Annotated in this window: 20 protein-coding genes, 2 tRNA genes and 1 pseudogene; 13 read left to right on the top strand and 10 right to left on the bottom strand. The window is 74.2% G+C overall.

The features are described from left to right. Positions 1 to 89 precede the first annotated feature (89 nt). A complete protein-coding gene (locus O7606_RS12835; protein WP_281599344.1) occupies positions 90 to 956 on the bottom strand; it encodes a MurR/RpiR family transcriptional regulator in 867 nt (288 codons plus the stop codon). Positions 957 to 1,138: 182 nt separating this feature from the next. On the opposite strand from O7606_RS12835, the gene O7606_RS12830 reads away from it, so the two are divergent. Both O7606_RS12830 and O7606_RS12825 read left to right on the top strand, forming a co-directional pair. Continuing rightward, complete coding sequence (locus O7606_RS12830) at positions 1,139 to 1,972, top strand: class I SAM-dependent methyltransferase (protein WP_281599343.1); 834 nt, start codon at positions 1,139 to 1,141, stop codon at positions 1,970 to 1,972. Next, positions 1,969 to 2,823, top strand: a complete 855-nt coding sequence (locus O7606_RS12825) for an MOSC N-terminal beta barrel domain-containing protein (protein WP_281599341.1) — start codon at positions 1,969 to 1,971, stop codon at positions 2,821 to 2,823. Before O7606_RS12830 ends, O7606_RS12825 begins: the two co-directional genes overlap by 4 nt. A gap of 33 nt (positions 2,824 to 2,856) precedes the next feature. Here the strand turns inward: O7606_RS12825 and O7606_RS12820 are convergent. From O7606_RS12820 to bcp, 3 genes are all read right to left on the bottom strand, one after another. After that, positions 2,857 to 2,939, bottom strand: a tRNA-Leu gene (locus O7606_RS12820). Next, a complete protein-coding gene (locus O7606_RS12815; RefSeq protein ID WP_281599339.1) occupies positions 2,925 to 3,833 on the bottom strand; it encodes a helix-turn-helix domain-containing protein in 909 nt (302 codons plus the stop codon). The genes O7606_RS12820 and O7606_RS12815 overlap by 15 nt, the downstream gene beginning before the upstream one ends. Before the next feature lie 31 nt (positions 3,834 to 3,864). Then, positions 3,865 to 4,341 (bottom strand): thioredoxin-dependent thiol peroxidase, encoded by a 477-nt coding sequence (gene bcp / locus O7606_RS12810; protein WP_281599337.1) that lies wholly within the window; start codon positions 4,339 to 4,341, stop codon positions 3,865 to 3,867. 160 nt (positions 4,342 to 4,501) lie between these two features. On the opposite strand from bcp, the gene O7606_RS12805 reads away from it, so the two are divergent. Genes O7606_RS12805 through O7606_RS12790 form a run of 4 tightly spaced genes read left to right on the top strand, consistent with a single transcriptional unit; the run spans position 4,502 to position 7,258 of the window. After that, positions 4,502 to 5,218: an energy-coupling factor ABC transporter permease gene (locus tag O7606_RS12805; protein ID WP_281599336.1), complete on the top strand. Its 717-nt coding sequence runs from the start codon at positions 4,502 to 4,504 to the stop codon at positions 5,216 to 5,218. Continuing rightward, positions 5,215 to 5,661 carry a PDGLE domain-containing protein gene (locus tag O7606_RS12800; protein ID WP_281599335.1) on the top strand — a complete coding sequence of 149 codons (447 nt, stop codon included), beginning with the start codon at positions 5,215 to 5,217 and terminating at the stop codon, positions 5,659 to 5,661. The genes O7606_RS12805 and O7606_RS12800 overlap by 4 nt, the downstream gene beginning before the upstream one ends. Positions 5,662 to 5,674: 13 nt before the next feature. Beyond that, the gene (gene cbiQ / locus O7606_RS12795; RefSeq protein ID WP_281599334.1) at positions 5,675 to 6,445 is read left to right on the top strand and encodes a cobalt ECF transporter T component CbiQ; all 771 of its coding nucleotides are present in this window, start codon (positions 5,675 to 5,677) and stop codon (positions 6,443 to 6,445) included. A gap of 51 nt (positions 6,446 to 6,496) precedes the next feature. Continuing rightward, entirely contained in the window at positions 6,497 to 7,258 is a 762-nt protein-coding gene (locus O7606_RS12790; RefSeq protein ID WP_281599642.1) for an ABC transporter ATP-binding protein, read from the top strand. On the opposite strand, the gene O7606_RS12785 is transcribed toward O7606_RS12790, so the two are convergent. Genes O7606_RS12785 through O7606_RS12770 form a run of 4 tightly spaced genes read right to left on the bottom strand, consistent with a single transcriptional unit; the run spans position 7,245 to position 10,327 of the window. After that, positions 7,245 to 8,513: a hypothetical protein gene (locus tag O7606_RS12785; RefSeq protein ID WP_281599333.1), complete on the bottom strand. Its 1,269-nt coding sequence runs from the start codon at positions 8,511 to 8,513 to the stop codon at positions 7,245 to 7,247. The two genes, O7606_RS12790 and O7606_RS12785, sit on opposite strands and share 14 nt — an antisense overlap. After that, positions 8,510 to 9,226, bottom strand: coding sequence for a thioredoxin domain-containing protein (locus O7606_RS12780; protein ID WP_281599332.1), 717 nt, complete (start codon positions 9,224 to 9,226; stop codon positions 8,510 to 8,512). Before O7606_RS12780 ends, O7606_RS12785 begins: the two co-directional genes overlap by 4 nt. Beyond that, positions 9,219 to 9,743 (bottom strand): MauE/DoxX family redox-associated membrane protein, encoded by a 525-nt coding sequence (locus O7606_RS12775; protein ID WP_281599331.1) that lies wholly within the window; start codon positions 9,741 to 9,743, stop codon positions 9,219 to 9,221. The genes O7606_RS12780 and O7606_RS12775 overlap by 8 nt, the downstream gene beginning before the upstream one ends. Positions 9,744 to 9,775: 32 nt before the next feature. Further along, positions 9,776 to 10,327, bottom strand: coding sequence for a sigma-70 family RNA polymerase sigma factor (locus O7606_RS12770; RefSeq protein WP_281599640.1), 552 nt, complete (start codon positions 10,325 to 10,327; stop codon positions 9,776 to 9,778). A gap of 259 nt (positions 10,328 to 10,586) precedes the next feature. On the opposite strand from O7606_RS12770, the gene O7606_RS12765 reads away from it, so the two are divergent. The 4 genes and pseudogenes from O7606_RS12765 to O7606_RS27640 all read left to right on the top strand — a co-directional run. Further along, positions 10,587 to 11,231 carry a zf-HC2 domain-containing protein gene (locus O7606_RS12765; RefSeq protein WP_281599330.1) on the top strand — a complete coding sequence of 215 codons (645 nt, stop codon included), beginning with the start codon at positions 10,587 to 10,589 and terminating at the stop codon, positions 11,229 to 11,231. Between the two features lie 35 nt (positions 11,232 to 11,266). Next, the gene (locus O7606_RS12760) at positions 11,267 to 12,946 is read left to right on the top strand and encodes a copper resistance protein CopC (RefSeq protein ID WP_281599329.1); all 1,680 of its coding nucleotides are present in this window, start codon (positions 11,267 to 11,269) and stop codon (positions 12,944 to 12,946) included. A gap of 16 nt (positions 12,947 to 12,962) precedes the next feature. Next, on the top strand, positions 12,963 to 13,691 hold the full coding sequence (locus O7606_RS12755) for a YcnI family protein (RefSeq protein WP_281599328.1): 729 nt from the start codon (positions 12,963 to 12,965) through the stop codon (positions 13,689 to 13,691). Between the two features lie 761 nt (positions 13,692 to 14,452). Further along, positions 14,453 to 14,737 (top strand): annotated as a pseudogene (locus tag O7606_RS27640) (hypothetical protein); the annotation flags it as partial. A gap of 572 nt (positions 14,738 to 15,309) precedes the next feature. Here O7606_RS27640 and O7606_RS12745 read toward each other — a convergent pair. Then, the gene (locus O7606_RS12745; RefSeq protein ID WP_281599324.1) at positions 15,310 to 16,644 is read right to left on the bottom strand and encodes a glycosyltransferase family 87 protein; all 1,335 of its coding nucleotides are present in this window, start codon (positions 16,642 to 16,644) and stop codon (positions 15,310 to 15,312) included. Positions 16,645 to 16,718: 74 nt separating this feature from the next. On the opposite strand from O7606_RS12745, the gene orn reads away from it, so the two are divergent. The 3 genes from orn to O7606_RS12730 all read left to right on the top strand — a co-directional run bounded on the left by orn (position 16,719) and on the right by O7606_RS12730 (position 17,975). Next, positions 16,719 to 17,309, top strand: a complete 591-nt coding sequence (orn, locus tag O7606_RS12740; protein WP_281599322.1) for an oligoribonuclease — start codon at positions 16,719 to 16,721, stop codon at positions 17,307 to 17,309. Between the two features lie 108 nt (positions 17,310 to 17,417). Next, positions 17,418 to 17,493, top strand: a tRNA-His gene (locus O7606_RS12735). A 140-nt stretch (positions 17,494 to 17,633) separates the two neighbouring features. Then, positions 17,634 to 17,975, top strand: a complete 342-nt coding sequence (locus O7606_RS12730; RefSeq protein WP_281599321.1) for a hypothetical protein — start codon at positions 17,634 to 17,636, stop codon at positions 17,973 to 17,975. On the opposite strand, the gene O7606_RS12725 is transcribed toward O7606_RS12730, so the two are convergent. After that, positions 17,965 to 19,245 carry an Ig-like domain-containing protein gene (locus O7606_RS12725; protein ID WP_281599320.1) on the bottom strand — a complete coding sequence of 427 codons (1,281 nt, stop codon included), beginning with the start codon at positions 19,243 to 19,245 and terminating at the stop codon, positions 17,965 to 17,967. The genes O7606_RS12730 and O7606_RS12725 overlap by 11 nt on opposite strands. Positions 19,246 to 19,331 lie beyond the last annotated feature (86 nt).

Genomic DNA, 19,331 nt, shown 5'->3' with positions numbered 1-19,331 from the left:
CGGTCGGCGGACGGCCACCCCGCGACGCCGGGGTCGGCGGGCGGTCGTCCCGAGGAACAACTGTCGACGCGACGTCGGTCGGCGGACAATCATCCGAGGAACACCTGCCGGCGGGCGGCGGACGCCTCGAACGCCTCCAGTCGGGCCTGCGTCTCGGCCGGCGTGGCGTCGCAGATCGCCTGGAGCACCACCATGGCCAGCGCCATCGGCGCGGTGTGCAGGTCGAAGACCAGGTCGGTGCCGACCGCGGCGGGCAGCACCACGTCGGCGTGCTCGGTCGCCGGGCTGACCGGCGAGTCGGTGATCGCCACCACCCGCAGCCCGGCCTCGCGGGCCGCCCGCAGCGCGTCCAGGGTCTCCCGGGGGTAGCGGGGCAGCACCAGGGCCAGCAGGGCCCCCGCCCCGGCGGCGGCGGCCTGGTCGAGCCGGTCGGCGAGCAGGCTGCCACCGGTGTCGAGCACCCGCACGTCCGGGTGCACCTTCGCGGCGAAGAAGGCGAAGTACGCGGCCAGCGGCGCGGCGGCGCGCAGCCCGAGCACCGGCAGCGGCCGGCTGGCGGCGAGCAGGCGGCCGGCCGCGGCGATCCGGTCCCGGTCGGCGAGCTGCCCGGCCAGCCGGTCCAGGTTGCCGATCTCGGCCCGGACGGCGCGCTGCAACTCGTTGTCGCCGGCGGTCGACGGGGTCGGCCCGGCCGACCCGGTCGCGGTCAGCGCCCGCAGCCGGCGGCGCAGCGCGGGATAGCCGTCGTGGCCGAGCGCCACCGCGAACCGGGTCACCGACGGCTGACTGACCCCGGCCAGCTCGGCGACCTCGGCGGCGGAGAGGTACGCCACCGTGGCGGCGTGCCGCACCAGACACTGGGCGATCCGCCGCTGGGTCGGGGTGAGCCGGACACCGTGGAACAGGTCCAGCAGCCGGTCACCCGGCGCCGGCCCCACGGTAGCCGTTTCATTCACGGACTGACTCTATGCATGGAAACTTTCACCAGGCAAGGGTCACCCGCCCCCGACACCGGTGATGAGCAGGACGATCATCGACCGGGCGACCCGCCCGCACCCACCCCCGACCCCGAACCCGAACCCGACGACGGCAAACTGATGCTGGCGCTCGCCCCAGGTACGGGTGGTAAAACCCTTCCGTGGACGCAACCAAGCTTCGGCGGGCGATCGCCCGTACCCCGCTCGCCCCCGTGGCGGCCTTCCCCAAGCGGCTGGTCCGGGTCGCCCGGCACGACACCAGGCTGTTGAAGGTCTCCGCCCGCTGGCTGGTGACCTCCCGGGAGCACCACAACTACACGTACGACCTCACCTGGCTCAGCAAGAGCCACCTCGCCTGGTTCGTCAGCGTCGTCTGCGACACCCCCGTCAAGCAGGTCAAGGCGTACTTCCAGGAGATCGAGGGCGACGACACCCTGCGCCGGCACATCGAGCAGGCCACCCGGGGCGCCGCCCGCCGCGGCCTCGCCGACCGGCAGGTCCGGTACGCGCGCCGGGTCGGCTGGTACGCCATCGTCCGCGCCCGCAAACCGCAGCACATCGTCGAGACCGGCGTCGACAAGGGCCTCGGCAGTTGCGTCCTAGCCGCCGCCCTGCTGCGCAACACCGCCGAGGGCGACCCCGGCCGGGTCAGCTCGCTGGACATCAACCCCGAGGCCGGCTACCTCGCCCGCACCGCGCCCTGGTCCCAGGTCGTCGACCTGGTCATCGGCGACTCCATCGCCTCCATCCAGGCGATGGACCGCCCGGTCGACCTCTTCCTGCACGACAGCGACCACAGCAAAGCCCACGAGAAGCGCGAGTTCGACGCCGTCGAGCCGAAACTCGCCCCCGGCGCCATGCTGCTCACCGACAACGTCACCGCCACCAACGTCCTCGCCGACCACGCCGAACGCACCGGGCGGCGGTTCCTCGCCTACCGGGAGACCCCGATCAACCACTGGTACCCCGGAGACGGCATCGGCGTCGCCTGGTGAGGGTCGCCGCGCTGCACACGTACCCGGTCAAGGGGTGCCACCGGCTCGACCACGACGCGGCCCGGGTCGAGCCGTGGGGCCTGGCCGGCGACCGGCGCTGGATGATCGTCGACGCCGACGGCGTCGGGGTGACCCAGCGGCGGCACCCCGCGCTCGCCACGCTGCGACCCACGCTCCGGTCCGGCGGACTCGTGCTGCGCGGCCCCGGCCACCCCGACCTGGACGTGCCGGAACCCACCGGCGGCGAGCCGACGCCGGCGCGTACCTTCCGGCACCGGAAGTTCGACGTCGAGGCGCGGGCCGCCGGCCCCGCCGCCGACGCCTGGCTCACCACCGCCCTCGGCCACCCCGTCCGGCTGGTCTGGCTCGCCCGCCCCACCCGGCACATCGCGCGCGGCGACCGCCGGCACGACCCGGGCGACCAGGTCAGCTTCGCCGACGCGTACCCGCTGCTGCTGACCGTCACCGCCTCGCTGGACGCGCTCAACGGATGGCTGGCCGAGGCCGACGCCGCGCCGGCGCCGATGGCCAGGTTCCGGCCGAACCTGGTGGTCGAGGGCGCGCCCGCCTGGGCCGAGGACGGCTGGACCGGACGCGACCTGCGCATCGGCGACAGCGTCTTCCGCGCCGCCGGCGGCTGCGACCGCTGCGCCGTCACCACCGTCGACCAGGAGACCGGGACGCGGACCGGGCAGGAGCCTCTGCGCACGCTGGCCCGGCACCGCCGGATCGACCGGGCCGTCGTGTTCGGACTCAACCTGGTGCCCGTCGCGGTCGGCACGGTCGCCGTCGGCGACCCCGTCCGGCTCGCCACCGACGACCCGCCCCGGGCGTCAGGAAGCGCTTCCTGACGCCCGGGGGCGCGCACGGCGCCGGCATCCTCGTGCGGGAGAGGGGACTCGAACCCCTACGCCCGAAGGCACAGGAACCTAAATCCTGCGTGGCTGCCTAGTTACACCACTCCCGCCTGACCGGAGAGTCTAGTGCGTCGTGCCTTGACGGTGTTGAGACCGGCGTCCCGCAGGACGTTCGACACCGTTCCGTGACTGGGGCGAGCCCGACCACCGGTGGTCGTCCGGATCAGCTCGGCGAGCTTCCGCGGCCCCAGGGTGGGGTTCGCCAGCGCGAAGCGGACCACGAGCTGCGCGTCCTCCGCGTTCCGTCCGGCGACGCGGGGCCGCGGGGTCACCGTGCCCGTCTCGTCGAGGCGGTGACGGATCCGGTACACGTGGTTGCGGTGGCAGCCGATCCGTCGCGCGGCCTCCACCGCTGTGACCTCACCGGCCGCCACCTGACGGATCAGCGCCTCGATCTCCGGCGGGGTGAGAGGTCGGACCGGCCCGCTCGGCTCGATCTTCCCGCCGGGGCCCGGCGGGCCGAGGGGGAGGGGCGCGGGTCGCCGGTTCCGGCCGGCGTACGTCGCGGTCTGGCTGTGACAGTTCGGACAGAGCAGGCGCAGGTTCGGTGGCCGGTTGTCGAGGAAGTCACCGTTGACGTGGTCGACGTGCAGAATCAGCGGCCGACCCTGCCAGCGCGGCCCGAGGCCGCACTCCTCGCACTGCTCGGGGACACCGATGGTGGACAGCGCCCATTTGAGCCGGACGCCGGGCGTGCGTCGAGAGCCGTCGGCCAGCCGGACCAGCAGGTCGGCGGCGGAGGTACGGCGGCCCCGGGAGACCCGGTGGAGAGGGCGGCGGCTGAAGTGGGACGTGTCGATGCCGAAGCGTTTGAGCTGGCGGCTGACGTGCGCGTGCGAGCCGCCACTGAGGCGAACGCCGAGCAGGCGCAGGACCTCGGTGACGTTGCGGGAACGCGCCGCCGCGTCGGCGAGCGCCTCGGGGGTGTACCGGTACCGGACCACGTACGCACCGTAGTGGCCCGGTGTGACGGTCTCAGTCCAGCCCGAGGTCGCGGCGCAGTTTGGCGACGTGACCGGTGGCCTTGACGTTGTAGAGCGCCCGTTCGATCTTCCCGTCCTCGTCCACCACGAAGGTGGAGCGGATCACGCCGGTGACCGTCCGGCCGTACGACTGCTTCTCGCCGTACGCCCCGTACGCGGTGAGCACCGCCCGGTCCGGGTCGGACACCAGCGGGAAGGTGACCGCGTCCCGGTCGCGGAACTTCGCCAGCTTCTCCGGCTTGTCGGGGGAGATGCCGACCACCTCGTACCCGGCGGCCCGGAGCGAGGCGAGCGAGTCGCGGAAGTCGCAGGCCTGCCTGGTGCAGCCGGGGGTCATCGCGGCCGGGTAGGCGTACAGGATCACCCGGCGGCCCCGTAGGTCGGCCAGGGTGAGGGTGCTGCCGGTGTCGGTGGTCAGGGTGAACTCCGGCGCGGGGTCGCCGGGGCTGAGACGGTGCGGCGCGGTCATGCGGTGACCCTACCGCCGACCCCGCCCGGATCCCGGTACGGCGGCGTCCGCGCAGGGTGACCGAGGTCATCACCTTGTTGCCAACGGTTGGCAACAACACCTGCCCGGAAATAGGGTGAGGCGTCGGCGGGACCTCCCGTCGCCCTACCGGGGAGGTGGCGTGGACAGCCTGGCGATGCACATCTCGAACGGGATCATCAACGGTCCCGTGGCCGCGGTCTTCGCGGCCGTGGCGTTGGCGGCGCTGACCTTCTGCGTCCTGCGCGGCCGACGCGACCTCGACGACCGGCTCGCGCCGATGGCCGGCCTGGTGGCCGCCTTCATCTTCGCGGTGCAGATGCTCAACTTCCCGATCTTCACGGCGGGGGTCAGCGGCCACCTGCTCGGCGGCGCGCTCGCCGCGATGCTGGTCGGCCCGTGGGTCGGCGCGCTCTGCGTGGCGGTGGTGCTGGTCGTGCAGGCGTTGGTCTTCAGCGACGGCGGCGTGGCGATGCTCGGCCTGAACATCACCAACATGGCGATCATCGGCACCGCGGCGGCGTACCTGCTGATCGCCGCCCTGCTGCGGGTGCTGCCCCGCAACCCGACCGGCCTCGCCGTGACCGCGTTCGTCTCCGCCCTGCTCAGCGTGGTGGTGGCGGCCATGGGCTTCGTCGTCCAGTACTGGCTCGGCGGCACCACGGACCTGGGCGGCAACCTCGGCGGCCTGGCCGCCACGATGGCCGGATCGCACCTGCTGATCGGCATCGGCGAGGGCCTGATCACCGCGACCACCGTGGTCACCGTCGCCAAGGTGCGACCCGATCTCGTCTACGCGCTGCGCGGGCTGCGGTCCGCGCCGGCGCGCCCGGTGCCGACCGTCGGAGGTGTGCGGTGAGAAAGCGTTCCTGGGGGTTCCTCGTCGGCGGGCTGCTGGTGGCCCTGCTGCTGGCCGGGGTGGTCAGCAACTTCGCGTCCGGCCACCCGGACGGCCTCGACTCGTCGCTGCGCGAGGGCTGCACGTTCGACGCCGACGACACCATCACCGGCGGGGACTGCCCGGCCCGGCAGGAGAAGGAGCACGAGATCGGCGGCCCGCTGGCCGACTACGGCATCAGCGGCGTCGACAACGACTTCCTCTCCACCGGCCTGTCCGGGGTGCTCGGCGTGCTGCTCACCTTCGCCGTCGGCGCGGGCGGCTTCTGGCTGCTGCGTCGCCGCTCACCGAACGCCGCCGACGATCCCGCCGACGACCACCCGGCGGCAGAGGACCACCCCGCCGACACCGCCGGCCGGGCCGGTGACCGGGGCGGCGCGGCCACCGCCGGTCCGGTCGGCTGAGCAGGGGTACGCGGTGGGCGCCGGGCACACGCACGTCCTGCACCGGGCCGGCACGTCGCCGGTGCACCGGCTGCCCCCCGAGGTCAAGATCGTGGCGATGGTGGTGTTCACCGTGGCGGTGGTCGCCACCCCGCGCGAGGCGTTCTGGGCCTTCGGCGGGTACGCGGCGCTGGTGGCCGCCGTCGCCGCGTTGGCCCGGATCGGTCCGGGCTGGCTGCTCACCCGGTCGATGATCGAGCTGCCGTTCGTGCTGTTCGCCTTCGCGTTGCCCTTCCTCGCCGCCGGTGACCGGGTCGACGTGCTCGGCCTGCCGCTGGCCGTCGAGGGCCTGTACGGGGCGTGGAACATCCTCGCCAAGGGGACCCTCGGCGTGCTCGCGTCGCTGCTGCTCGCCGCGACCACCACGGTCCGGGACCTGATCGTCGGCCTGGACCGGCTGCGCTGCCCGCAGGTGTTCACCCAGATCGCCACGTTCATGCTGCGCTACCTCGACGTCCTGGTCGGGGAGGCCCGGCGGATGCGGGTGGCCCGGGTCTCCCGGGGCGACGACCCCCGGTTCCTGTGGCAGTTGCGGGGCTTCGCGGCCGGCGTCGGCGCGTTGTTCCTGCGCGCCTTCGAACGGGGCGAGCGGGTCTACCTGGCGATGCTCTCCCGGGGTTACACGGGCCGGATGCCGGTGGCGCTCTACGGCGGCGGCGCGGCGACGGTCGGGCAGTGGGCGGCGGCGGCGACGGTGCCGCTGCTGGCGGCCGGTATCGCCGCCACCGCCGTCGTCCTGACGTGAGCCGTCGTCCTGACGTGACGCCGTCGTTCTGCCGTGAACCGGCGGCCTGACATCATCGGGGGCGTGTCGACCCAGCCGCCCTCGCTGGACGTGCGTGACGTCCGGTACGCCTACCCCGACGGCCATGTCGCCCTGGACGGGGTGAACCTGACCGTGCCGCGCGGGGACCGGGTGGCCCTGCTCGGCCCGAACGGCGCCGGCAAGACCACGCTGGTGCTGCACCTCAACGGCATTCTCGCCGCGACCGGGGGGACGGTGACGGTCGGCGGGTTGCCGGTCACCCGGGACCGGGCGACGCTGGCCGAGATCCGTCGTCGGGTGGGCATCGTCTTCCAGGACCCGGACGACCAGCTCTTCCTGCCCACGGTCGCGGAGGACGTGGCGTTCGGCCCGGCCAACCTGGGGTTGCGTGGCGCGGAGCTGGCCGCCCGGGTGGACGAGGCGCTCGCCGCCGTCGGGATGACCGACCACCGCGACCGGGCCCCGCACCATCTCTCCTTCGGGCAGCGCCGCCGGGTGGCGGTGGCCACGGTGCTGGCGATGCGCCCGGAGATCCTGGTGCTGGACGAGCCCTCCTCGAACCTGGATCCGGCGTCCCGGCGCGAGCTGGCCGGGATCCTGCGCGCCCTGCCGGTGACCCTGCTGATGGTCACCCACGACCTGCCCTACGCGCTGGAGCTCTGCGACCGGTCGGTGATCCTGGACGGGGGGCGGGTGGTCGCCGAGGCGCCGACGGTGGACCTGCTCGCCGACGAGGAGCTGCTGGCCCGGCACCGCCTCGAACTGCCGTACGGCTTCGTCATCCGTCGCTGACCGGACCGCCCCCGGCCGGGGTGGCGCCGGCCGGACCGGCGTTCGTCGGGGCGGCGCGCGTCGGGCCGGCGTGCGGCGGGACGACGTCGGACGGGTCGGGGTCGACCGCGGCGGTCCGGGCGCCGACCGTCCGGCTCTCGGCGTGCAGGCGGAACAGCCCGGCCAGGGCTGCGCCCGCGCCGGTGAGCAGGACCACCGTGACCACCACCCGGGACATGCCGGGGGGCCAGGGCAGCGGGGGCACCGACCGGGCGAGGACGGCGGCGTTGGTCACCCCGACGATCAGGGCCAGACACACCCCGGCCAGGGTCAGCGCGAAGTCCGCCGCCGCCCGGCGGGTCACCGCCCAGCCTCCGGCGGCGACCGCGCCCAGCCCGGTGATCAACGCCCACACCTGCCCGGTCAGCAACGCGCCGAGCAGCTCCCCGACGCCCTGCGCGCCGGTGTCGGCGGCCCGGCCCACCGCGACCGCCACGGCGGCGGCCCCGCCGACGGCGAGCAGCGCGCCCAGGCCGACCAGCGCCCGCCGGCCCGCCCGCCGGCCGGCCGGCAGCAGACCGAGCGCGCCGAGCGCGAGCGCGCCGATGGCGATCGCCACCCACCACAGGAACGGGTCCGGCGGCGGCACCCAGTCCAGGACGCCGGTCAGCTCCACGGCGGTGTCCCCGTCGCGCAGCGGCACCACCCAGTCCCGTACCCGGTGTTCCCGGTCGGGGGCGGCGGCGACCTGTGGGGGCGGCGCGGCCTGCCGCCACAGCGCCCGTTGGTCGTGCCAGCGGGCCACCGGCTGACCGGAGACCCGCTGCCAGGACGGCGTGGCGGCCGGGTCGACCCCGGCGGGCACGGTGGTCTCCCCGGCGAGGGTCCGGTTCAGGTACGTGGCGGGGGAGCGGGTGTTCTCGTACACCCCGTCGGGGCGTACCTGGAGGTAGGGCTCGCCGGAGTAGCCGAGCACGGTGACCGTCCGGTCGGTGTCGTTGCGCAGCTCCAGCCGGGCGCCCGCCTCGACCACCCGGACGTCGATTCCCGGCCGGGCGGGCGTGAGGGCGGTCACCGCGACCCGGTAGTCGCTGCCGTTCGGGGCGTCCGCGCCGTGCGCGGCGGCCGGCCCGGCGGCGCCCAGCAGCACGGCGACGGTGGTGACGAGGACAGCGGCGACGGCGCGGGCCACGACGCCCGCGCGGACCAGGGCCGCGGTGGCGATCGGCGGCCCGACCGCCGGCGGCACGTGCCGGAAGGGCCGGCGTCGACTCACCGGCCGGCCGCCTCGACGGCCGCGGTGATCCCGGCCGGGCTGCGGTCGGCGACCGGCTCGCCGTCGACCCGGACGGTCGGGGTGCTGGTGACGCCGGCCCGGCTCGCCTCCTCGGTGACGTGCTCGGTCCACGGCGTGAACGTACCCTCCCGCAGGCAGGAGGCGAACCCGTCCCGGTCGATGCCGACCTCGGCGGCGATCTCGACCAGCGTGTCGTCGTCGAGCCCGGGGCCGCCCTCCGGCGGCTGCCGGGCGAACAGCGCCGCGGCGTACTCCCGGTACCGGCCGCCCTCGGCGGCGCAGCCGGAGGCCGCCGACGCGCGGGTGGAGTACCGGGTGGTGGAGAACCGGTCGAGGTAGGCCACCGGGTGGTAGATCACCCGGGCCCTGCCCTCGGCGACGAGCGTGGCCAGGGTCGGGCCGGTGGTCTCCTCGAACTGCTTGCACGCCGGGCAGATGAAATCCTCGTAGACGTCGACGGTGACCGGCCCGGAGCCGGCGACGATCCCGGTGCCGGCGTCGTTCGCGCCGGTCGGGGCGGTGTAGTCGGCGGACCGCTGGCCGGCGAAGACGCTCCAGCCGATCAGACCGGCGATCACCAGCACCGCCACCGCGGCGGCGGAGACCCAGACGGCCCGGCGTCGCCGCTGCTCCCGGGCGAGCTGCTCGCGGACCACCCGGGCCGCTTCGTTACGTCCCTTGCGACTACTCATCGTCGTCCTCCACGGGCGCCCCGGCCAGCCAGCCGTCGACCGAGGCGGGGGTACGGGGCCAGATCAGCAGGAACCCGGCGAGCGCCAGGAAGCCCAGGTCCCGGAGGATCTCCGGGCCGTAGGTGGGGCTCTGGCCGGCGGCGAGCTGGCCGCCCTCGCCGAAGCACCCGCAGTCGATGGCGAGCCCGCGCGCCCAGGCCGAGGCGATGCCCGCCACGAAGACCAGCAGCAGCGCCGCGGAGACCCCGGCGGCGAGCCGGGTGGCCAGCCCGACCAGCAGCAGCACGCCGAGCGCCAGCTCCACGAAGGGCAGCGCCGCGCCGACCACGGTCGCCACGTCGTACGGCATGACCTGGTACGCGTGCACCGCGCGACCGGACGCGGCCAGGTCACCGACCTTGCTGCCGCCGGCGAGGAACCACACCAGGGCCAGTCCGAGCCGGCAGGCGAGACCCAGCCACGGTCGCAGGACGGGCCAGCGTACGGGTCGGGCGTCTCGGGTCGCGGTCACGCTCATTTGTCGCTCCGATCCGGCGGGAAGTTCCCCGGTCAACTGGTGAGGGCCTCGCCGACCGCCTCGACCAGCTCGCCGCGGGCCCGGGCCACCCGGGAGCGGATCGTGCCCACCGGCACGCCCGCCACCGCCGCGGCCTCCGCGTACGACAGGCCGAGGACCTGGGTCAGCACGAACGCCTCCCGCCGGTCGTCGGGCAGGCGGCGCAGCAGGTCGCTCGCGCCGAGGTGCCCGGCCGGGTCGGGGTGCGGCCGGTCGGTGTGCGCCTGGGCGGTGAGCCGGTCGTCGAGTCGCCGGCGGCGGACCACGGTCCGCAGGTGGTCGGCGCAGGCCCGCCGGGCGATGCCGAGCAGCCAGGTGCGGGCGCTCGCCCGACCCTCGAACGACGGCAGCGCCCGGAACGCCCGCAGGTAGGTCTCCTGGGTGAGGTCGTCCGCGTCGCCCGGCCCGGTCAGCGCGGCCACGAACCGCCACACCTCGGCCTGGGTGAGCCGGACGAGGGCCGCCTGGGCGACCGGGTCTCCGCCGCGCGCGGTCAGCGCCCACGCCGTCGCCGCGTCCGCCCCGCCGGCCCTGGTCGCGTCCACCCCGCCGGCCGCGCGTGCCCCACCGGAACCGCCGGCCCCGCCGGAACCGCCGGCCTCCCGGGACCCGCCGGTGGCCTCCCGGGGGGCCGGGACGGCGTCGACCGGGTCGCCGTCGGGGGCGACCTCGGTGGTGTCACGCGGTGCGGGGATCACGACACCCCAGGTTACGCGGACGGCGGGGGCGGGACGGGCTCCTTCGGCCGGCCATGGCATGCGCCACGTCGGGAACTTTTCCGGAACCCCGGCCGACTATCCGACCATGACATGCGACGACGTACGCGCGGCGCTGTCGGCGCGGCTCGACGGCGAGGACCCGGGCGCCCCGCCGGCCACGCTCGACGCGCACACGGATTCCTGCCCCGGCTGCCGGGGCTGGCTGACCCGGGCCGAGCAGGTGACCCGACTGGTCCGGGTGCAGCCGGTGGCCGTACCCGATCTGACCGCCGGGGTGCTGGCGGCGGTGGCCGCCGAGGCGGCGGCGGCGCGTGCCGCCGCCACAGCCGCCGTCCGGGCCCGCCGGCAGGTGCTGCGGGTGGCGGTGGCGGTGGCCGCCGCGGCCCAGCTCGCGGTGGCGTTGCCGATCCTTCTCGCCGGCCTCGGCATGGGGGTGGATCCGCACGTCAGCCGGGAGATGGCCTCCTTCGACGTGGCGCTCGCGGTGGGCTTCGCGCTGGCCGCGTACCGGCCGGAGCGGGCCCAGGCGTTCGTCCCGGTCGCGTTCGTGCTCGCCGTCTGCCTGGCCGGCACCAGCGCGGTCGACATCGCCAACTCGACCACCGCCCTGGTGCACGAGATCGGTCACCTGGCGGCGGTGGTCCAGGCCGGTCTGCTCTGGGCGCTGGGCCGGGTCACCCGCCAACTCGATCGGCCGCTGTCGACACCTGCCGTGGCGGCGCACGGGTGAGACGGGGTGGTCCGATCGGGATCTTTTCGGCGAGCATGAGCGGTATGACTGCCGTGAACCCCCGCCGTACGGTCCCCCGACCCCTGGCCCGGCTGGTCGCCGCCGCCGGGCTGCTGGTCACCCTGGTCGCCCTGCTGCTCGCGCCGGCCAGTCCGGCGAGCGCGCACGCGGTGCTGGTGAGCAGCAGTCCGGCCGCCGAGACGGTGGTGCCGAGCCCGCCGGCCGAGGTGGTGCTGACGTTCAGCGAGGCGGTCCGCAAGGTGCCCGACCGGATCCGGGTGATCGCGCCGGACGGGTCGCGGGCCGACCGGGGGGAGCCGAACTTCTCCGGCAGCCTGGTCACGGTGGCCGTCGACCCGGCCGGCGCGCGCGGGACGTACCTGGTCAGCTACCGGGTGGTGTCGGCGGACAGCCACCCCGTCTCGGGGGCGTTCACGTACTCGGTCGGCGCGCCGTCGACCGTGCCGGTGGACACCGGCACGGACAGCCGCGCCGACCCGGCGGTGGGCGTCGCGGTCAAGGTCGCCAGATTCCTCACGTACGCGGGTCTGCTCCTGCTGGTCGGGCCGCTGTTGATGCTCGGGGTGTTCTGGCCGGGCCGGCTCGACCGGCGCGGTCCGGCCCGGGTCGCCTGGGCCGGGCTCGGGGTGCTGCTGCTGGGCACCCTGGCCGGCCTCTGGACGCAGGTGCCGTACACCGTCGGCGGCGGCCTGTTCGACGTGGACGGCGCCGGCTTCCGGGACGTGCTGGGCAGCGACTTCGGGGTGACCCATCTGGTCCGGTTGGGGCTGTTGGCGGCCTCGGCGCTGCTGCTGCGGCCGGTGTTGTCCGGCCGGGGCGGCCGGGCCGACCGGGTGATCCTGGCGATCCTCGGCGGGGCGGCGCTGCTCACCTGGCCGTTGGCCGGGCACGCGGCGGCCTCGCCGGCCCCGCCGCTGACCATCTTCGTGGATGCGGTGCACCTGGGAGGCATGGCCGTCTGGCTGGGTGGGCTGGTCGTGCTCGCGGTGTTCCTGCTGCCCCGGGCCGACGAGCGGGAGTTGGGCGCGATCCTGCCGGTCTGGTCGCGCTGGGCGGCGCTCGCGGTGACCGCCCTGCTGCTGGCCGGCACGGTGAACGGCCTGATCGAGGTGGGCTCCCCGGAGAAGCTGGTGAGCACCACCTACGGTCGGCTGCTGCTCGTCAAGATCGTGCTGTTCGTGCTGGTGATCGGGGTGGCCGCGGTCTCCCGTCAGCTCGTCCGCAGGTGGAGCGCGGCGGCCCGGCCCCGGCCGCTGCGGCGGGCGCTGTGGCTGGAGCTGGCGGTCGCGGCGGTGGTGCTCGGGGTCTCTGCGACGCTGGTGCAGACCCCACCGGCGCGGACCACCGCCGCCGACTCCGGCGGCTCGGCGGTCACCTCGTTCAGCACCACGTTGACCAGCCCGATCTACTCGCTCCAGGTGGAGGTGACCCCGGCCGAACGGGGCAACAACTCGGTGCACCTGTACGCGTACGCGCCGGACGGCTCGCCGCAGCCGGTGGCCGAGTGGCGGGTCACGGCGGCGCTGCCGGCGGCCGGGATCGAGGCGATCGAGGTGCCGCTGCTGCCGCTGACCGACAACCACGCCACCGGGGAGATCAGCCTGCCGGCCGCCGGGGACTGGCAGTTCCGGTTCACCGTACGCACGTCCGACATCGACCAGGCCACGGTGACCGCCACCGTGCCCGTACGTTAGGAAAGGTCCTGATTCCATGATCCGTCATCGGCGTTCCGCAAGCGTCGCCGCCAGCCTCACCCTCGGCGCTGTCGCCGTCGCCGTTCTCGGCTTCGCCGCGTCGGCCTCGGCGCACGTCACGGTGAACCCGAAGGAGGCCACCCAGGGCGGCTACGGTCGGTTCGCGTTCCGCGTGCCGAACGAGAGCGACACCGCCGCCACCACCAAGGTGGAGGTGGTGCTCCCGGAGAACGCGCCGGTCGGCTCGGTGTCCACGATGCCGGTGTCCGGGTGGACGGTAGCGGTGGAGAAGCGAACGGTCGACCCGCCGGTGGAGGTGCACGGCAGCCAGCTCACCGAGGTGGTGTCCAAGCTGACCTGGACGGCGGCGGCGGGCGGCGGGGTCAAACCGGGCGAGTTCCAGGAGTTCCCGGTGTCGATGGGGCCGCTGCCGCAGGTGGACACGATGGTCTTCAAGACCCTCCAGACCTACTCGGACGGCAACGTGCAGCGGTGGATCGAGGAGCCGACCCCCGGCGGCGAGGAGCCGGACAGCCCCGCTCCGGTGCTGACCCTGACCGCGTCGGGCGCGGAGCCGTCGGCCGAGCCGGAGGCCGCCGCCGACTCCGAAGCCGACTCCGGGTCCGACGGCGGCGGGCTCTCCGTCGGCCTCGGGGTGGCCGGGCTGGTCGCCGGGCTCGCCGGCCTGGGGCTGGGCGGCGCGGCGTTCGCGCGTACCCGTCGGGAGCCGACCAGGTCGTCCTGAGCTCTCGTCTCCTTCGTGAGCTGCCGCTTCCGTGGGTGGCGACCCTTCTGGGGTGGCGATCTTTCTGGGGTGGTGGATCTTCCTGGGGTGGCGGTCGGCGCGTCGGCCCGTCGGTTTTCCGACGGGCCGACGCCGTTCCCGGCGGGGTGATTGTCCACTTGGCCCGGATATCCGGGGAATGTGCCGCTTGTCTGGGTAAGGTCGTCCAGGTACTCGGCACGAGGAGGACGACACGGATGCGTTTCGCACGGGCGCTCGCCGGAACACTGTTGCTGGTCATCGCGATCGTGGCGCTCGTCGCCGCAGGCGCGCTCTGGGCGGCGACCCGGTACGCCGACCCCGACCACGGCTTCCGCGCCCGGTTCGAGCCGGTCGCCACGACCGGGCACGCGGTGGTCGTCACCGACCTGGCCGCCCTGCTGCGTCGGGACGCCCCGTTCGTCCCGGCCGGGGTGGACCGGCTCCGGCTGACCGCGCGGACCGCCGACGGTCCGGTCTTCCTCGGGCTCGCCCCCACCGACCAGGTACGGGACTGGCTGGCCGACACGCCGCACGTCACCGTCGACCGGGTGGCGGTGACCCGTGGCCCGCTGCCGGTCCGGCTGAGCCGGGCCGGCGGGGACGCGCCCGTGGCGACAGCGCCCGACCCCGTCGGTGGGGCGTTCTGGGTCCGCGAGGGCGTCGGCTGGCTGGAGTGGGACCCGGCCGAGTTCGGCGACCGGCCGACGAGTCTGGTGCTCATGCGCCCCGACGGCCGGGGCGACCTGGCCCTGGACGTCCGGGTCGACCTGCGGGCCGGCTGGCTCGGCCCGGCCCGTTGGGCGCTGCCGCCGGCCGGGATGCTGTTCGTCGCGCTGGCCCTGCTGCTGCTTCCGCTCCGCCCGCCGCGCCCCCGTGAGGTGGTCTTCGTGGTCGAGCCCGACCAGGTCCCGGTGCTCGCCCAGCGGCTCGGCGTGACCTCGCTCAGCGCCCTCGGCGCGGCGTCCCGCCCAGCCGGCGACGACGTGCCGGCGCTGCCCGTCCGCCCGCTGGTGGCGGTCGCCGCCACCCCGACCGGCCGCCCCGACGTCACGGCGGAGGAGGTCGGTCGCGTCGGTGTCGCGGCGGAGGAGGTCGGTCGCGTCGGTGGCGTGGGGACGGGGGCGGCCGGGCGCCCGTCCAGCCTGGCCGACCTGGCCAGCGGGAGCGGGGTGACCAGCGGAGGCGAGGTGACCGCGACCGGCAGGCCGCCCGCCGCCGCGACGGAGCAGAGCGGGTTCTCGGCGGAGCAGGGCGGGTTCTTCGCGGAGCAGGGCGGGGCGGCGGAGGCGACGCGGTCGGGCCCACTGACCTGGCCACCCCGGCTGGTCGGCCGGGCGTCCGGTGAGCGGCCCGACCGGCCGGACGAGCCGACCGACGGCTCCCGCCCCGGCGCGCGGTGACCGGCTGCCCGCTCCCGCCACCCGGTGGGCGGTGCCCGGCCGGCGGGTTCCGCGACGGTGGACGCCGCTACGGGTGGCCGCACGGCGGGTGGCCCTCCGCGCTGCCGATACGGAGGGCCACCTTCACCGGGGGATCGGTGCTACCTGAGCGAACGTCGAGGTAGTTGGTGCCAGATTAACCTAAAAATCCCTACTCGTCAGTTCTGTCCATTTGATGCAAGTTTTGAATCAAGTCGCCGCCGCAACCGTCGGCCGGGGCCGGCGACGGGACGGCCCGGCGGTACGTCCGCGCCGGCCGCGGCCAACCGCTCACCGCGGGCCGGTCGCACCGGCAGCACCACCAGCAGCAACAACGACAGCCACACGTACGCGTTGCGGGTCAGCACGTCCACCGGATCGTCGGTGCGCGCCGCGCCCGCCCCCCAGTCCTGGAACGACACCACCCCGTACGTGATCACCAGGTACGTCGCGGCGGCCGACACCAGCAGCACCCGCCCCCGGCGTCGGGTCCGCTCGTCGAGCCCGGCGTCGACCAGGATCACCACGGCCGGCACGAACCAGTAGATGTGGTGGGTCCAGGTGATCGGGCTGACCAGGCCGCCGACCAGACCGGTCAGGGTCAGCCCGGTCAACGCGTCACCGGCCCGGGCCGCCCGCCCGGCCCGCCACAGCCCGTACCCGGCGACCACCGCCACCAGCAGCAACCACACCAGCCGGTCCGGCTTCTCCGGCACGGTGAACCGGCTGAGCAGCCCGAACAACGACTGGTTGCCGGTGTAGTCGGTGCGCCCCACCCGGTCGGTGGCCCACAGCTCGTGCGTCCAGAACCGCCACGAGTCGCGGGGCGCGAACGCCGCCGCCAGCAGCGTCGCCACCGCGGCCGTCGCGCTGGCCACGATCGCCGCCCGCCACCGCCGGGTCACCAGCAGGTAGACGATGAAGATGCCCGGGAACAGCTTGAGCGCCGTCGCCAGGCCGACGCCCACCCCGGCCCAGCGTCGTCCCTCGGGTACGGCGAACAGCAGGTCGGCCAGGATCAGCACCACCAGCAGCATGTTGATCTGACCGAAGGTGATCGTCTCGCGGGTGCTCTCCACCGCGAAGACCAACAGGACCGCCACGGTCAGCGTGAACAGCCGGGGCAGACCGTGCCGGGCGATCGTCGGCCGGATCAGCCAGCGGGTCGTCACCAGCACGCCGAGCGCGGTGAGCGCCGTGAAGACGGCGATGGTGGCCCCGAGGGGCAGCGCCGCGAACGGCCGCAGCAGCAACGCGCTGAACGGCGGGTACGTGAAGTACAGCTCGCCCTGCACCCGGTCCGGCTGGCTGTAGTCGTACAGCGGGTTGCCCTCCGCCCACCACCGCATCGCCCGCATGTAGATCTTCAGGTCGAAGAAGTCGTGGGTGAGCCCCGGCAGGTAGAGCGCCGGCAGCACGGCGGTGAGCGCCAGCGCCGTGAGCAGCCGGCGAACCCTGCGGGCGCCCGGGTCGTCCTCGACGAGGTCGGGCGGGATGGCGGGTTCGGCTGGCACGGGGAAACCCTAGCGGGCGGCGGCGGGGACGGTGCGCAGGCGCGGGCGGCCTGTGCTGCGCGTAGTCTGTTCCGGTGGCTGATCTTCTCGTCTGGATCGATTGTGAGATGACCGGGCTGGACCTCGGGCGGGACGCGCTGATCGAGGTCGCCGCGCTCGTCACCGACCCCGACCTCAACGTGCTCGGCGACGGCGTGGACGTGGTCGTCCACGCCGACGAGGAGAAGCTGGCGGGCATGCCGGAGATCGTCCGGACCATGCACGGCAAGTCCGGGCTCACCGAGGAGGTGCGCCGCTCCACCGTCACCCTCGCCGAGGCCGAGGAGATGGTCCTCGACTACGTCACCACGTACGTCAAGGAGCCGCGCACCGCGCCGCTGTGCGGCAACTCGATCGCCACCGACCGGGGCTTCCTCGCCCGCGACATGCCCCGCCTCGACGGGCACCTGCACTACCGCATGATCGACGTCTCCTCGATCAAGGAGCTGTGCCGCCGCTGGTACCCCCGGGTCTACTTCGGCCAGCCCACCAAGGGGCTCGCCCACCGTGCGCTGGCCGACGTCCGGGAGAGCATCCGCGAGCTGGAGTACTACCGGCGTACCCTCTTCGTCCCGCTGCCCGGCCCGGACGTGGACACCGCCAAGGCGATCGCCGCCGAGCTGTAGGCAGTCGGCCCGTCCGGCTGGGGAACCCGCTCGACGGGGACGGCCCGGGTGTGGCTATCATTGGTCAGCACGCCCGGCCGGGTCGATGATCCGGGCGGTACGCGCATGGTGGCTGTAGCTCAGTAGGCAGAGCACCGGGTTGTGGTCCCGGGTGTCGTGGGTTCAAATCCCATCAGTCACCCCATTCGGAAACGACGTGAGCCCCGTCCGACGGACGGGGCTCACGTCGTCGTGCCGACCACCCGCGGCCCCGAGCCGAAGCGCGACGAAAGCTGTCGATCAGGGGGAGTGTGGCGCGGTAACCGGGCCGGTACCGTGCGTGGCATGACTACGGTTACCCCTCGCCGGGCGCCGCTGACCGTGATCCTGGCTGCCGTGGTGGTCCTGCTGGTCGGGCTCCAGGCGATCGCCCGCATGTACCAGACCCTCGACAACGGCGTGGTCGCCGTCATCGTCGCCCTGATCGGCGCGGCGCTCTACCTCACCGTCGCGTACGGGTTGTGGCAGGGCAACCACGTCGCCTGGATCCTGGCCCTGATCGGCGGCGTGCTGGCCCTGCTCAGCATCGTCAACGGCGACTGGCTGTCGCTCGTCACCGGTCTCGTCCTGATCGTGCTGCTGCTGCTCCCGCGGTCCCGTCAGTGGTTCGCCAGGGTCACCCGGTGACCGACGGGCTCGCCTCCGGCGTGCCGGAAGCCGCCGGCTCGTACGGCAGGGCGCTGCCCTTGACGTACTCCGACCAGCTCATGTTCCACTCCGTCCAGCCGTTGCCGTTCTTCAGCTTGCGTTCGGTGCCCTTGACCGTGACCGGGTCACCGATGCGGGTCTGCCCGAACAGCCACTCGCCGTCCTTCATGGAGACGTTCACGCAGCCGTGCGAGACGTTGACCCGGCCCTGCTGCCCCTCCGACCAGGGCGCGGCGTGGATGAACTCGCCGCCCCAGGTCAGCCGCTGGGCGAAGTCGATGTCGGTGCGGTAGCCGTCCTCCGGGCCGAGCTCGTCGAAGGTGTCGAAGACCGTCTCCTTCAGCTTCTCGATCACCACCATGGTGCCGCTGGACGACGGGGTGCTCTTCTTACCGAGACTCACCGGGATGGTCTTGATCACCTTGCCGTCGCGGGTGACGGTCATCCGCTTGGTCTTGTTGTCCACCGTCATCACGGTGGCCGCGCCGACCTTGATGTCCACGGTCAGGTCGGACCGGCCGTACCAGCCGTCGTCCATCGGCAGCCCACCGGTCTGCACCTTGTACTGCACGGTGCTCCCGGCCTGCCAGAACTCCTTCGGGCGGTAGCGGACCTCGGTCGGGCTGACCCAGTGCCAGACGCCCTCCTGTGCCGGCGTCGAACGGACCGTCATCCGGCGCTGCACGTCGTCCCGGTAGTCCTCCGGGATCGGCCGACCGAACTTGACGATCAGCGGCATGCCGACCCCGACCACCTGGCCGTCGCCGAGGAAACTGGTCACCCGCACCTGGTTGGCCGGCTTCGCCATGGTGGTGAAGGTGTGGGTGGCGGTCGCCGGCTTGCCGTCCGCCCCGGTCGCCGTCACCGTCGCGGTGTACGTGGTGCCGTACGCCAGCGCGCCGGCCGGCAGCCAGCTCCGGCCGTCGGCGGCGAGCGCGCCCTCGACAGGCGTCCCGGCCGGGTCCTTCACCTCGACGGCGGCCTGCTCGGCCTGCTCCACGTCGAAGGTGACCCCGGTCGACGCCGGCACGTCCCTCGCGTCCGCCGCCGGCGTGGTGATCGTCACCGCGGCCTCGGGCCCCTGGTCACCGCCGCCGTCCTGCCAGCCGGTGGATCCGCCATCACCGCCACCGGTGCAACCCGAGGTCAACGCCAACGTGACGGCGAGCGCCGCCGCCGCGAACGCGCCGTGCCGCCTGCCGCTCCGGACGCCCCTGCTCCGGATCAGTCGGTCCTGGTCAGCTCGCATGATGTCCTCACAGTCGTGGTCCCGCGACGTCCATCGTCCCTCACCAGACGCGCGGGACCTCGTACCCGTTGCGGGGCGTGAAGAGG

Origin of the sequence: Micromonospora sp. WMMD882 (assembly GCF_027497255.1) — a bacterium.
GTDB lineage: Bacteria > Actinomycetota > Actinomycetes > Mycobacteriales > Micromonosporaceae > Micromonospora.
The sequence above is the reverse complement of the archived record's forward strand: the minus strand, read 5'-3'. Positions and strand labels throughout refer to the sequence as shown.